Source organism: Cupriavidus sp. FW306-1B-F12B, from assembly GCF_058781795.1.
Map to the genome: position 1 here is coordinate 531,739 of NZ_JBYSXC010000001.1, position 13,899 is coordinate 545,637.

The 13,899-nt window shown below is 67.6% G+C and carries 10 protein-coding genes; 4 read left to right on the plus strand and 6 right to left on the minus strand.

Annotated features, from left to right (window positions below; translation table 11 throughout):
- The 3 genes from AC3WLE_RS02395 to AC3WLE_RS02405 form a co-directional block, all read right to left on the minus strand.
- A complete protein-coding gene (locus AC3WLE_RS02395; RefSeq protein ID WP_492352110.1) occupies positions 1 to 3,186 on the minus strand; it encodes an efflux RND transporter permease subunit in 3,186 nt (1,061 codons plus the stop codon).
- Positions 3,187 to 3,380: 194 nt separating this feature from the next.
- Complete coding sequence (locus tag AC3WLE_RS02400; protein WP_492318550.1) at positions 3,381 to 4,622, minus strand: efflux RND transporter periplasmic adaptor subunit; 1,242 nt, start codon at positions 4,620 to 4,622, stop codon at positions 3,381 to 3,383.
- 183 nt (positions 4,623 to 4,805) lie between these two features.
- A complete protein-coding gene (locus tag AC3WLE_RS02405) occupies positions 4,806 to 5,771 on the minus strand; it encodes an alpha/beta hydrolase (RefSeq protein WP_492318551.1) in 966 nt (321 codons plus the stop codon).
- 388 nt (positions 5,772 to 6,159) lie between these two features.
- Between AC3WLE_RS02405 and AC3WLE_RS02410 the strand changes: the two genes are divergently transcribed.
- Both AC3WLE_RS02410 and AC3WLE_RS02415 read left to right on the plus strand, forming a co-directional pair.
- Complete coding sequence (locus AC3WLE_RS02410; protein WP_492318552.1) at positions 6,160 to 7,095, plus strand: LysR family transcriptional regulator; 936 nt, start codon at positions 6,160 to 6,162, stop codon at positions 7,093 to 7,095.
- A 117-nt stretch (positions 7,096 to 7,212) separates the two neighbouring features.
- Positions 7,213 to 7,791, plus strand: a complete 579-nt coding sequence (locus AC3WLE_RS02415; protein WP_492318553.1) for a superoxide dismutase family protein — start codon at positions 7,213 to 7,215, stop codon at positions 7,789 to 7,791.
- Between the two features lie 104 nt (positions 7,792 to 7,895).
- Here AC3WLE_RS02415 and AC3WLE_RS02420 read toward each other — a convergent pair whose 3' ends face one another.
- Positions 7,896 to 8,894 (minus strand): isopenicillin N synthase family dioxygenase, encoded by a 999-nt coding sequence (locus AC3WLE_RS02420; RefSeq protein WP_492356238.1) that lies wholly within the window; start codon positions 8,892 to 8,894, stop codon positions 7,896 to 7,898.
- Positions 8,895 to 9,437: 543 nt separating this feature from the next.
- On the opposite strand from AC3WLE_RS02420, the gene AC3WLE_RS02425 reads away from it, so the two are divergent.
- Positions 9,438 to 10,478, plus strand: coding sequence for an ABC transporter substrate-binding protein (locus AC3WLE_RS02425; RefSeq protein ID WP_439669935.1), 1,041 nt, complete (start codon positions 9,438 to 9,440; stop codon positions 10,476 to 10,478).
- A gap of 174 nt (positions 10,479 to 10,652) precedes the next feature.
- Complete coding sequence (locus AC3WLE_RS02430; protein ID WP_492356237.1) at positions 10,653 to 12,230, plus strand: phospholipase D family protein; 1,578 nt, start codon at positions 10,653 to 10,655, stop codon at positions 12,228 to 12,230.
- Between the two features lie 25 nt (positions 12,231 to 12,255).
- Here the strand turns inward: AC3WLE_RS02430 and AC3WLE_RS02435 are convergent, their stop codons facing one another.
- Positions 12,256 to 12,519, minus strand: a complete 264-nt coding sequence (locus AC3WLE_RS02435) for a hypothetical protein (RefSeq protein ID WP_010812450.1) — start codon at positions 12,517 to 12,519, stop codon at positions 12,256 to 12,258.
- 120 nt (positions 12,520 to 12,639) lie between these two features.
- Positions 12,640 to 13,899 (minus strand): M20/M25/M40 family metallo-hydrolase, encoded by a 1,260-nt coding sequence (locus tag AC3WLE_RS02440; protein ID WP_492356236.1) that lies wholly within the window; start codon positions 13,897 to 13,899, stop codon positions 12,640 to 12,642.

Below are 13,899 nucleotides of genomic sequence, written 5' to 3' on the forward strand. Positions count from 1 at the left end.
TTATTCAGCCGATGCAGCCAGTTGCGCGCCCTGCTCTTGCGTGGCCGTGCGGCGCTGGCCGCGCGTGGCCAGCAGGCGCAGCGCCACATAGAACACCGGCGTCAGGAACAGCCCGAAGAAGGTCACGCCGAGCATGCCCGCGAACACCGCCACGCCCATGGCATGGCGCATCTCGGAGCCGGCGCCGGTGGAGATCACCAGCGGCACCACGCCCATGATGAAAGCGAACGAGGTCATCAGGATCGGGCGCAGGCGCAGGCGGCTGGCTTCGATCGCGGCCTGCACCACGGTGCGGCCGTGATGCTCCAGCTCGCGCGCAAACTCCACGATCAGGATCGCGTTCTTCGCTGACAAGCCCACCAGCACGATGAAGCCGATCTGCGTGAAGATGTTGTTGTCGCCCTGCGTCAGCCACACCCCGGTCATCGCCGCCAGCAGGCTCATCGGCACGATCAGGATCACCGCCAGCGGCAGCGTCAGGCTTTCATACTGGGCAGCCAGCACCAGGAACACCAGCAGCACGCACAGCGGGAAGATCCACACGCCCGCATTGCCGGCCAGGATGTCCTGGTAGGTCAGCTCGGTCCATTCAAACTTCATGCCCTTGGGCAGGGTCTCGGCGGCAATGCGCTCGGCCGCGGCCTGGGCCTGGCCCGACGAGAACCCGGGCGCGGGCCCGCCGTTCATGTCGGCGGCGGTAAAGCCGTTGTAGCGCACCACGCTGTCCGGACCAAAGCCCTGCTTGACCTGCACCAGCGACGACAGCGGCACCATGTCGCCGGCGGCGTTGCGCGTCTTCAGCTGCAGGATGTCCTCGGCATGGGCGCGGAACGGCGCGTCTGCCTGCACCTTGACCTGGTAGGTCCGGCCGAACTTGTTGAAGTCGTTGACATAGGCCGAGCCCAGGTAGGTCTGCAGCGTGTCGAACACCTCGGTCACCGGCACGCCCAGCTGCTTGGCCTTGACGCGGTCCAGCTTGACGTCGAGCTGCGGCACGTTGACCTGGTAGTTGCTGAAGATGCCGGTCAACTCTGGCGTGGCGCGCGCCTTGTTGGCAAACGCGTTGGTGGCCTCGAACAGCGCGTCATAGCCCAGCGCCGCACGGTCCTCGATCATCAGCTTGAAGCCGCCGATGGTGCCCAGGCCCTGCACGGGCGGCGGCGGGAACACCGCGATAAAGGCATCCTGGACGGCCGCGTACTTCTGGTTCAGGTCAGCCGCGATCGCCGCGCCGGACAACTCCTTGGTCTTGCGCTCCTCGAACGGCTTGAGCGTGGCGAAGACGATGCCGGCGCTCGGGCTGTTGGTGAAGCCGTTGATCGACAGGCCCGGGAAGGCCACCGCCGATTCCACGCCCGGATGCTTGAGCGCGATATCGCTCATCTTGCGGATCACGTCCTCGGTGCGGTCCAGCGTGGCGCCGTCCGGCAGCTTGGCAAAGCCAACCAGGTACTGCTTGTCCTGCGCCGGCACAAAGCCCTTGGGCACCAGCTGGAACACGCCCCAGGTCAGCGCCAGCATCACCGCGTAGACCCCGAATACCGAGCCCTTGCGGCGGATCACGCCCTTCACGCCACGGCCATAGCTTTCAGCGCTGCGGCCGAAGAAGTGGTTGAAGCGCTTGAAGAAACCGCCGAACACGCGATCCATCCAGCGCGACAGCCAGTCCTTGGGCGCGTCATGGCTCTTGAGCAGAAGTGCCGACAGCGCCGGCGACAGCGTCAGCGAGTTGAACGCCGAGATGATGGTCGAGATCGAGATGGTCAGCGCGAACTGCTTGTAGAACTGGCCGGTCAGGCCCGTCATGAAGGCCAGCGGCACGAACACGGCGATCAGCGTCAGCGCGATCGCGATGATGGGGCCGCTGACTTCGCGCATGGCCTTGTAGGTGGCCTCCTTCGGCGTCAGCCCCTCTTCGATATTGCGCTCGACGTTTTCCACCACCACGATCGCATCATCGACCACGATACCGATGGCCAGCACCAGCCCGAACAGCGACAGCGCGTTGATCGAGAAGCCGAACGCATGCATCAGCCCGAAGGTACCGACGATCGACACCGGCACCGCCAGCAGCGGGATGATCGACGCGCGCCAGGTCTGCAGGAACAGGATCACCACCAGCACCACCAGCGCGATGGCCTCGAACAGCGTATGCGTCACCGCCTCGATCGAGTGGCGCACGAACTGCGTGGGGTCATAGACGATGCTGTAGTCGATGCCGTCCGGGAAGTTCTGCTTGAGCTCTTCCATGGTCTTGCGCACGTCATCCGAGATCTGGATGGCGTTGGAGCCCGGCGCCTGGAAGATGGGGATGGCCACCGCCGGCTTGTTGTCCAGCAGCGAGCGCAGTGCGTACTCAGACGCGCCCAGCTCGATGCGGGCAACGTCCTTCAGGTACGTGACGGCACCGTCTGCGGAAGTGCGCACGACGATGTCGCCGAACTCCTCCACCGTGCTCAGGCGGCCCTGCGCATTGACCGACAGCTGCAGGTCCGCGCCCGGCAGCGCCGGCGACTGGCCGATCACGCCGGCCGCCACCTGCACGTTCTGCTCGCGGATGGCCTTGACCACGTCGCTGGTGGCAAGCTGGCGCTCGGCCATCTTCTCGGGGTTCAGCCACACGCGCATGGCGTAATCGCCCGAGCCGAACAGCTGCACCTGGCCCACGCCCTGCAGGCGCGCCAGCCGGTCCTTGACGTTGATCACCGCGTAGTTGCGCAGGTAGGTCATGTCATAGCGGTCGTTGGGCGAGACCAGGTGGACCACCATGGTCAGGTCCGGCGAGCTCTTGACCGTGGTGATACCCAGCCGGCGCACGTCTTCCGGCAGGCGCGGCTCGGCCTGCGAGACGCGGTTCTGCACCAGCTGCTGGGCCTTGTCCGGGTCGGTGCCCAGCTTGAAGGTCACGGTCAGCGTGAGCAGGCCGTCGCTGTTGGACTGCGAAGACATGTACAGCATGTCCTCGACGCCGTTGATCTGCTCTTCCAGCGGCGAAGCCACGGTCTCGGCAATCACCTTGGGGTTGGCGCCCGGAAACTGCGCGCGCACCACCACCGACGGCGGCACCACTTCCGGGTACTCCGAGATCGGTAACTTGAACATCGATATGGCGCCAATCAGGAAGATCAGCACCGACAGCACCCCCGCGAAGATGGGGCGGTCGATAAAGAATTTAGAGAGATTCATCTTGGTCTCTGCAAAAACGCTCCCCTGGCGGTCCGCCATGGCGGGCACCATCTGCTGCTTTGGGAGCGAAAAAAACTAGGGGCGCTGGGTGTGCGGGTTCACGTGGTTGCCATAAGCGACGGAATCAAACATCGCTCAGGCCGGCTCCCTCTCCCCTCAGCGGGAGAGGGGAGCAAACCATCGGCTCGCATGACTCAGCTCACCGGCTTCACGTCGGCTTCGCCTTTCTCGCTCGCAGCCTGCTTGCGATCAGGCGCGTTGCCGCGCGGTTCCAGTTCGCTGCGGAAGGCCATGGCCACCGGCTTGGGCTGGACCGTATCGCCCGGCCGCACGCGCTGCAGGCCGTTGACGACGATGGTCTCGCCCGGCTTCAGGCCCTTGCGCACCACGCGCAGGCCGTCATGGTTGGGCCCCAGTTCCACTTCGCGGTAGACCAGCTTGTTGGTCTTGTCCAGCACCAGCACGAACTTCTTGCCCTGGTCGGTGCCGATGGCGCGGTCATTGACCAGCACCGCCGCATGCGGCGCGCCGCCGCCCAGCTTGACCTTGGCGTACAGGCCCGGCAGCAGGCGCCCGTCTTCGTTCTGGAACACCGCGCGCACGCGGATGGTGCCGCTGCGCGGGTCCAGGCGGTTGTCGACCGACTGGATCTTGCCCTCATGCGGATTGCCGTCCTCGTTGGCCAGGCCCAGGTAGACCGGCAGGTTGGGCTGGCCACCGCCGGCACCCGGCGCGGTGTAGCGCAGGTAGCTCTGCTCGTCGATCTCGAAGCTGGCATAGATCGGCGACACCGACACCACCGTGGTCAGGGCCGGCGAGGCCGTGCCCGCAGCCACCAGGTTGCCGACGGTGATCTCGGCGCGCGACACGCGCCCGGCGACCGGCGCGGTGATGCGGGTGTAGGCCAGGTTCAGGCGTGCGGTTTCCAGCTGCGCCTGGGCAGCACGCACGTTGGCGCTGGTTTCGCGGGCCGCGTTGATGCGCTCGTCGAACTCGCGCTTCGAGATGGCGTTGTCATCCAGCAGCCGCTGCGCGCGCGTCTGTTCGCTCTGCGCATGGGCGGCGCGCACCTGCGCCGCGCCCAGCGCGGCGTCGGCACGGGCGACTTCCGCGGCATAAGGACGCGGGTCGATGGTGAAGAGCGGGTCGCCCTTCTTCACCAGCGCGCCCTCGCGGAAGTGCACAGCGTCAATGGTGCCGCCGACGCGCGGGCGGATCTCGACGCGCTCCACGGCCTCGACCCGTCCGGAGAACTCATCCCACTCGGTGATGGTCTGGCCGACCACGGCGGCCACTTCAATCGCCGGCGCGGGCGGCGGGGTGTTGGCATGGGCTTCGCCGCCATGCCACGGGCGCAAGATCGAGCCGGCCACGCCGGCGCCCAGCACCACGACGATGGCGAGGGCAATCAAAGTACGTCGTTTCTGCTGCTGCATTTCTCAAACTCCTGGATCGGGTTTTCTTCAACCGGAAAAGCAAATGGCCGAACGCCGCCTGCCGGTCCGCGTGGGCGGACCGGAACCATGGCCAAACTGATGGTCGGACTTAGGACCGCTTGCGTGTTGCTGCGGTCCTGGCTCTGGCCGAAACAGAGCCGGCTGGCGGTTGTCTGGAGCGGCTCAGCCGGCGGGCTTGGCTCCAGGCCGGCTGGCGTTGGCGTCAGCGCGGCGTTCAGTCAGGGATGAGGTATCGTCGGCCGCGGCCAGACATCGCCGCAGGAACCGCGCACCTTCGTCGACCCATGCCTGACAGCTGTCATGGGCCTCTTCCACGCCGTCGCCGCAGGCGCCGGGCATGATCATGGCCTGGGCCGGCACGCCGGCCTTGCTCAAGCGCCCGGCGAAGGCTTCGCCTTCGGCACGCAGCGCGTCGTATTCAGCCACCTGGACCAGCGTGGGCGGCAGCCCGGCCAGGCGCGAGGCCAGCGCCGGGGCGGCATACGGATGCACCGTATCCGCCGGCGTCGGCAGGTAGTCGCGATAGTTGTCGGCCAGGCGCCGCAGGGTGTCCATCGGCACCTGCCCGCCGTCGAACCCCGCGCACGAAGCATGCTGCAGGCACGGGTCCGTCACCGGGCGGATCAGCCATTGCCCGCGCGGCTGCGCGGTGCCGCGGTCGCGCAGCATCTGCGCCAGCGCGATCGCCAGGTTGCCCCCGGCCTCCTCGCCCACCAGCGCAAAGCGGGCCTTGTCCAGCTTCAGCCGCCGGGCATTGCGCAGCACCCACTGCACCGTGCTGTGCGCGTCCTCCGGCGCCGCCGGGAACGGATGGTCCGGCGCCAGCGAATACGCCGGCGTTACCACCACCGCCGGCACCGTGGTGGCCAGGTCCTGCACCAGATGGCATGCGTGTTCCAGGCCGCCTTCGACGAAGCCGCCGGCATGCAGGTACACCAGCCAGGGCAGCAGCGCGGCGCCCTCGGCGCCCGGCGCCGGATAGCCCGCCGGGTAGCACACCCGAACCAGGATCTCGCGCCCGTCACTGGTCACCGTATGCTCGGCCACGCGCACCTGCCCCTGCCCGGCTGCCGTGGGGGCAGAGGCGGCGCTGGCTGCATCAGGGCGTTGGCCTGGCTTCTCGGACATGGCGTTGGCGCACGACGGAAACAATGCGCTTGAGTGTTGCGATGCAACGGATTATGGTGATTGACGAGGATGGGATAAAGCGAGAGATCGCCAATGCACTGTTCCGGGATTGGAATAATCGCAAACCGCCCCGCCATGCCACTGAAACCGCATATCCCCACGCATGACAAGGTCTTGGATTTTGTGATTCACTGCGGCTCTCGGCACGCGCGGCGGTCTGCCAGGCCGGTGCGCGCCCGATCAGAAATCCATGCCGGAACCCGCGCCCAGCCAGCGCGCAGTCCCTGTACCAGCCAGCCGGCAGACTCCCCACAACAACAACCAGCATGGCCACGTGCGTCACGAGCGCGCGCGGCACGCCGTTCGGATCTATCGTCGGAACCTCATCATGGACCGTCTCGTATCAATGCAGGCATTCACCCGGGTCGTTGACGTCGGCAGCTTTGCGCGCGCCGCGGAATCGATGGACTTGCCCAAGGCCACGCTGACCCGCCTGATCCAGAACCTGGAAACCCACCTGGGCGTCAAGCTGCTGCACCGGACCACGCGCCGCATCAGCGTGACCAACGACGGCGCGGCCTATTACGAACGGTGCGTGCGCATCCTGGCCGATGTCGAGGAAGCGGAGCAGTCACTGACGCGGCAGAACAACTCGCCGCGCGGCACGCTGTCGGTGGACACCACCGCGGGGCTGGCGCAGCTGGTGCTGGTGCCCCACCTGCACGAATTCTTCCAGGCCTACCCGGACCTGAAGCTGGACCTGACCATCAACGGCAAGCCGATCGACCTGCTGCAGGAAGGCGTGGACGTGGTGCTGCGCGTGGGCACGCCGGTCGAGGAATCCATGGTGGCTCGCCGCATCGGCCATGTGCAACTGGCGTTCTACGCCTCGCCGATCTACCTGAACCGCTTCGGCATCCCCCACGACCTGGCCGAACTGGCCCAGCACAAGGCGGTCAATTTCCTTTCCAACCGCACCGGCCGTGAGATGCCATGGCCCATGGCACGCGGCATGGAGCGCAGCGAGGTGCTGCTGCCGTCGGCCATCTCCACCAACGATGCCGATGTCTACATGGGCTGCGCGCTGGAAGGCCACGGCGTGGCACGGGTCTCGCGCGCCATGGCCGAGCCCTATGTGGCCAGCGGCCGGCTGGTGGAGGTCATGACCGACTGGCAGACCGAAGAACTGCCGATCTCGGCGATGTATCCGCAGAACCGGCACCTGTCGGCCAAGGTGCGGGTGTTCGTCAACTGGGCGGCGGACCTGTTCTCGCGCCACCCGCACTTTGGTGCGGCACAGCAGCGGCTGGCGGTCGCGGCCTAATGGCGTGATTGGCTAGTATCCGCAGTTAGTGCGGTATGTAGGACAAAACCGGAAATCGGCCTGGCGCCGGCCAGCCTATACTGTTTCTTCCGAAATCATGACAAGAAGAGGAGTCCGATGAAACAAGTGCTTACCCCCCTGGCGGCCTGCATTGCCGCGACCATTGCACTGGCCGGCTGCGCCGGCTCCGGCAAGACCTCCTCGTCTGCGGCCAGCGCGTCCGCCGCCAGCACCAGCACCGGCAGCAGCGCCAAGGCGACGGCCACGCTCCAGCCCAAGAGCGGCGCCAATACCGCCGGCACCGTGACCTTCCAGCAGCAGCCCGGCGGCGTGATGATGACCGCGGCGATCACCGGCCTGCCGCCCAACTCCGTGCACGGCTTCCACGTCCATGAGAAGGGCGACTGCTCCGCGCCTGATGCGATGAGCGCGGGCGGCCACTTCAACCCGACCGGCAAGCCCCACGGCCAGATGACCATGCCCGACCACCATGCCGGCGACATGAACAACGTCACCGCGGACGCCAGCGGCAACGTTCGCGTCAGCATGCTGCTGCCGGACCTGACCGTTGGCACGGGCGCCAACGGGGTGATCGGCCGCGCGGTGGTGGTACACAAGGACCCGGACGACTACAAGACGCAGCCGACCGGTAATGCGGGCGGGCGGATCGCTTGCGGGGTGGTGGCGGCTTCGTAAGGTAGGAATAGCGAACCAAGAACTCCTGCGAACCCGCCGGGGTTCTCCCTCTCCCGCAAGCGGGAGAGGGGAGCAAACCGTCGGCATGGAAATTCTTCCGCGCCTCAATACCCCTTGAAATTCGCATTCACCCGCTGCCGCAGGTAATCCCCCGCGCTGATCGGCGGATACTTGCCGCCCGGCCCTTCGATCATCGCACCGCGGTTGGCCTGGCAGAAGAACGCCATGCTGTAGCGCGGGCCCATGTAGTCATCCGGCGCGGGATTGCGCACGCGATGGAAGTTCGACGGCAGCCGGTCGTCGCTCCAGCGCATCAGCATGTCGCCGATATTGCAGGTGATGACTTCCTCGTCCGGCTCGATCGGGGTCCATGCCTGCGCCTCCATCTCCTTGCCGGGGCAGACCTGCAGCCCGCCCTGGCCGGGGCGCTGGAACAGCAGCGTCAGGCAATCGAAATCCGTATGCGCACCGGCGCGCCAGAGCTCCAGCTTGTCGCGCAGTTCGGGCGGGATCGCGTAGTAGTGCAGCAGCCGCAGCGTGCTCTGGTAGTCCGGCGCCCGCGGATCGTGCGCCTGCGTGAAGAAGTCGCTGGCAAAGCCGAGCTTGCCGGCGAAGCATGACAGCACCTTCATGCCCACCTCCCAGCATTGCGCCTCGAAGGCAAGCATGGTGGCGCGGAAGCCTTCCAGTTCGTCATCGCCGGGCCACAGCCCGGCCATGTGCGGGCGCGTGATCTGGTAGGACTCCTTCTGGTCCGGGGTGCCGGTCGAGGGGCGCACCTGCGCGCGGCTTTCCCAGCCGGCGTTGTTGGCCTTCTGCAGCGGGTATTGCGCCTTGACGGCGTCAGGCAGCGCGAAGAAGCGCTCGGTCATGGCAAAGGCTTCGCGCACGCTGGCCAGGTCGATGCCGTGGTTGGCGATCTGGAAGAAGCCGACGTCTACCGATGCCTGCCACAGTTCGTCAGCGATTTGCGGCTTGCGCCGCGCGTAGTCAGACAGGTCGATGCGGCGGATCTCGCGCCGGCGGGTTTCCGAACCGAACGCGCCCATGCGCGATTCGCGATGGAGTTCGGCCAGGGCGTAGGCGGTGTCTGGTTGGCTCATGGTGTTCCTTGTGCAAAGCGGATCAGGGATTGGCCCCTCGCCGGCACAGGCAGACCACCCATGGCAACGCACGCCGGGACAACGCGCTCCTGAGGTCGCCTGTGCCAGCCTGCGCGATGGCGCGGGGCACGGACTTCAAGAGCAATTCCCGGCCATCCGGCGCGCGTCTGCGACGCCCCGCGCGGATGGTGAACGCTTCTACTCTTGCCCGAGGTCATGCAGGTTCCGGGCCAGGGGTTTTGCACCGGGATCGCAGCGATTGCGCCGGGGCTTGCGCCGTGATGGCGCATTCGGGGCAACGGCTTGGTGCATGGCGCCGCGCAGCGCCCGGCACGGATCCTGCTGAAACCGCAGCGGAGTAGAAGCGTTCAGCGGCACGCCGCCCGGAAATTGCTCCCGATGATGTGCACGGTCCCCGCGCATGCCCTGGCCGCATGCCGGCGCGGCATGGTGCCGGCGTCCCGGGAGGCCACGCTCGCCTTCCGCACTCGCGCCACCCGCCCGCGCACGCATCGTCCAGTGACATTCGTTCCGGAGAAAGACATGCGTCGCCGTTCCTTCCTGCGCGCCACTGGCGCCACCGCCCTGCTTGCCGCCGCCCCGTTCGCGGTGCCCCATGTCCGCGCGGCGGGCTCGCTGCAGAAGTTCAAGTTCAATCTCGGCTGGAAGGTGGAAGCCTCGGGCGCGGGGTTCCTGCTGGCGCACCAGCGCGGCTACTACAAGGACGCCGGGCTGGACGTCACCATCGATACCGGCAACGGCTCGGCTTCGGCCATCAGCCTGGTCGCGGGCGGCGCCTATGACTGCGCCTCGGCCGACCTGGCGGCGATGATCGAATTCAACACCACCAATCCGTCCGCCGCGCTCAAGGCGGTAGCCATCCAGTACGACCTCAATCCGAACGCGATCCTGGTGCGCAAGGGCAGCGGCATCGTCAGGCCAGCGGACCTGGCCGGCAAGTCCATCCTGGGCCAGCCGTTCAATGCCTCGCGCAAGCTGTTCCCGGTCTTCGCCAGGGCGCAGGGCTTCGACCCCGGCGGCGTGAAGTGGGAGAGCGTCACGCCCGATATCGGTGACACGCGCTTCGTCAAGGGCGACTTCGATGCCGCCGCCTACTTCTTCTTCACCGGCCTGGTGAACCTGAAGGCGCGCGGCATGGGGCCAGAGAAGATCACCGTGTTCCGCTTCTCGGACTACGGCATGAAGTCCTACGGCAACGGGCTGGTAGCCAACCGCAAGAGCATGACATCCGATCCGGAGGTGATGAAGGCCTTCGTCAAGGCCTCGACCCGCGGCTGGCTCGACGCCATTGCCGATCCCGCCGCGGGCGGTGCCGCGGTCAAGGCGCGCGAGCCGCTGGCCGACCAGGCGCTGGAGACTGAGCGCCTGCGCCTGATTGTCGACGGCACCATGAAGACGCCCGACACCCGGCGCGACGGCTGGGGCGCGGCCACGCCGGCACGGCTGCAGGCAACGCTGGATGAAACCGTCGGCGCCTTCGGCATCAAGGCGCCGCTGACGGTGGCGGACATCTGGACTGACCAGTTCCTGCCCGCGCCATCAGACCGCCGCCTCAAGGCGTAAGGAGAGCACGCCCGTCTGTATATCGTCCCTGGCCTGGGCGATGCGCCGGAGCCCCGTGGCGCGCCAACACTTCCCGCTCCCGGTGCGTAATTAAGCCCGCGGCCCGCGCGGCATGGCAACATGGCGGCATTGCCGTAACGATCGGCCCCCGCGAGGGGTCCGACAGGACCCGCCATGCCATCGCCGACAGACGCCGCGTTCGCCCCCCACCGCCGCCTGCGCGCCAATTCGCTGCTGCTGTGCTGCGCCGCCCTGCTCGGCGGCTGCGCCTTGCCGCCGCTGGATCACCGCACCGAATCCTTTGCGCTGACGCCCGCCGAATCCCAGGCCACGCCGCTGGGCCAGGCGGTGGCCGGCGAAGTGGCGGGCCATCCGGGCCTGAGCGGCATCCATCCGCTCGACAATGCCTACGCCGCCTTTGCCGCGCGCGTGCATCTGGCGCGCACCGCGCAGCGCACGCTCGACGTCCAGTACTACATCTGGCGCGACGACCTGACCGGCACCCTGCTGCTGGAAACGTTGCATGAAGCCGCCGACCGCGGCGTGCGCGTGCGCCTGCTGCTTGACGACAACGGCATCGCCGGCATGGACGAATGGCTGGCGGCCATGGACGCGCATCCGCAGGTCGAGGTGCGGCTCTTCAACCCGTTCGTGATCCGCCACCCCAAGGCGCTCAATTTCCTGACTGATTTCCGGCGCCTGAACCGGCGCATGCACAACAAGTCCTTCACCGCCGACGGCGTCGCCACCATCATCGGCGGGCGCAATGTCGGCGACGAATACTTCGGCGCCACCGATGGCGTGCTGTTTGCCGACCTCGACGTGATCGCCATCGGGCCCGCGGCCGGCGACGTGGCGCACGATTTCGACCGCTACTGGTCGAGTGCGTCGGCCTATCCGGTGGACCGGCTGGTGCCGCCGGTCAGTGTCGAACGGCTGCAGGCGCTGGCCAGCAAGGCCCGTGCAGTCGAGCAGACCCCCGCTGCCGCAGCCTACCTGGCCGCGGTGCGCGACCTGCCTGACGTGCAGCGGATGCTGGACGGCACGCTGCGGTTCCAGTGGGCGAAAACGCGCATGGTCAGCGACAACCCGGCCAAGGCGCTCGGCGAGGCATCGCGCAACACCCTGGTGGCGCACCAGCTGCGTGAAATCCTGGGCGACCCGCAGCGCGAGCTTGACCTGGTCTCGCCCTACTTTGTGCCATCGACGGGCGGCACGTCCTATTTCGCCGACATGGCCAGGCGCGGCGTGGCGGTGCGCGTGCTGACCAATGCGCTGGAAGCCACCGACGTGGCCGCCGTGCATTCGGGCTATGCCAAGCGGCGCAAGGCGCTGCTGGAAGCCGGCGTGGACCTGTATGAGCTGCGCCGCTCGGCCGCGCCCGGCAAGAAGGAAGAGCGCGCCGGCCCCTTTGGCAGCTCGGGCTCCAGCCTGCATGCCAAGACCTTTGCCGTCGACGGCACCCGGGTCTTCGTGGGCTCGTTCAATTTCGACCCGCGCTCGGCCACGATCAACACCGAACTGGGCTTCGTCATCGACAGCCCGGATCTGGCTGGCCGGATCGAATCCACCTTCGCCAGCGTGGTGCCGCGCGCGGCCTACCAGGTCAAGCTCGATGAAACCGGCAAGCTGTACTGGCTGGAACGGCGCGACGACGAAGTCATCCGCCACGACACCGAGCCGAACACCAGCTGGTGGCGCCGGCTTGGCATCTGGTTCCTGTCGATCCTGCCGATCGAGTCGATGCTGTAGAACGGGTTCCCGGGAGCACGGCCCCTCAGATCTGGTCGAGCAGGCTGCGCACCACATCGGCCAGCCGGCCGGCGCGCTGGCGCCCCTTGGTGTCCAGCGCCATGCCGCTGCCGCCGGCCAGCGCCTTCAGGCCAAACAAGGCATCGCCCACGTCGCGCCAGGCCGGGTAATCGGCGTGGATTTTTTCCAGCGCGGCGGCGCCCGCGGCCACCTGCGCGGGTGCGGGGGTGCGGCCGGCGGCCAGGTCTTCCAGTGCCGTGGCCGCGTCCAGCAAGCCTTTGCGGTTCATCTCTGTCTCCCCCTGCAAGGTCTCTTTTGTCATGGCCGCCGCATGCGGGCAGCCATGACACTGTAGCAGCTTGCCGGGAGGGGCAACCAGGCGCCGGCAACGCAGGCCTGGCGCGCCGGCTCAGTTGCGCCCGATATCCTGCAGGATGCGGGTCATCAGGTACAGGCGCGGCACGATCGAGTCCAGTTCGATGTACTCGTCGCGGGCGTGATAGCCGAAGCCGGCCAGCCCGAAGCTTTCCACCACCGCGGGCTTGCCCGAGCGCGCGGCATAGCTGGCGTCAGTGGCGCCGCCAGTGCCTTCGGCCAGGGCCAGCGTGCGGCCGTCCAGCTCGGCGTAGATCTCCTGCGCGCGCTTGGCCAGCGCGCGGCCGCGCGCGTCGGCCACGAACGGCGGGCGGCCCTCTTCCATCGTCACCGTGGTCTGCGTCTCCGGCACCAGCTGGCTGGACTTGACCTTGTCCTGCAGCGCCACCTTCAGCTTCTCCGCGGCGCCGGCCGCGGTGGTGCGCACATCGCCGTAGGCGACGGCGCTTTCCGGGATCTGGTTGCGCACCGTGCCGGCCTGGGCCTGGGTCCAGTTCAGCTGCGAGCCCGGCACCTGGCTGGCGGTGTCGCGCGTCTGCTGCAACTGGTGGGCAAGTTCGATCAGCGCATTGCGGCCGCGCTCCGGCGCGGCGCCGGCGTGGGATGCGCGGCCCTTGACCTGCATGGTGGCAGTGGCGGTGCCGGAGGCGCCCAGCAGCAGCGACTCGGCCTTGACCACGTCCTTGGCCGCGGTGGGCTCGCACGACAGCACCACGTCGTGCTGCGCGGCCAGCGCGGCAATGGCTTCGCCGGAGCCGACCGAGCCGACCTCCTCGTCCGGGTTGAACAGCACCGTGATCTGCGCGTAGTCGCGCCAGCCCTGGTTCTTCAGGATCTCCAGCGAATGGAGGATCACGGCGATGCCGCCCTTGTCGTCGGCAATGCCCGGCCCGTAGAGCCGGTTGCCTTCCTCGCGGATGGGCTGCGTGGCCAGGGTGTTGTCCGGGTACACCGTGTCCATGTGGGCGATCAGCATGATGCGGCGCTTGCCGGTACCGGTGAAGGTGGCCTTGACCATGGTGCCCGGACCCTTGGTGACGGGCATGCGTTCCACCTTCGCGCCCAGCGCCTGCAGGCGCTTCTCGGTATAGCCGGCCATCTGCGCCAGCCCCTTCGCGTTGGCGCTGCCGGATTCGATCGACACCATCTCCTTGAGCGACTGCACCAGCGCGGGCTGGGCCGCCTGCGCGGCGGACAGCAGCGCGGCATCGGGCTGGGCGGCACTGGCCAGGGTGCTGGCCCCGGCAAGCGTCAGGGCGGCGGCAACGGCAACGTGGCGGACGGAAAACGGCAT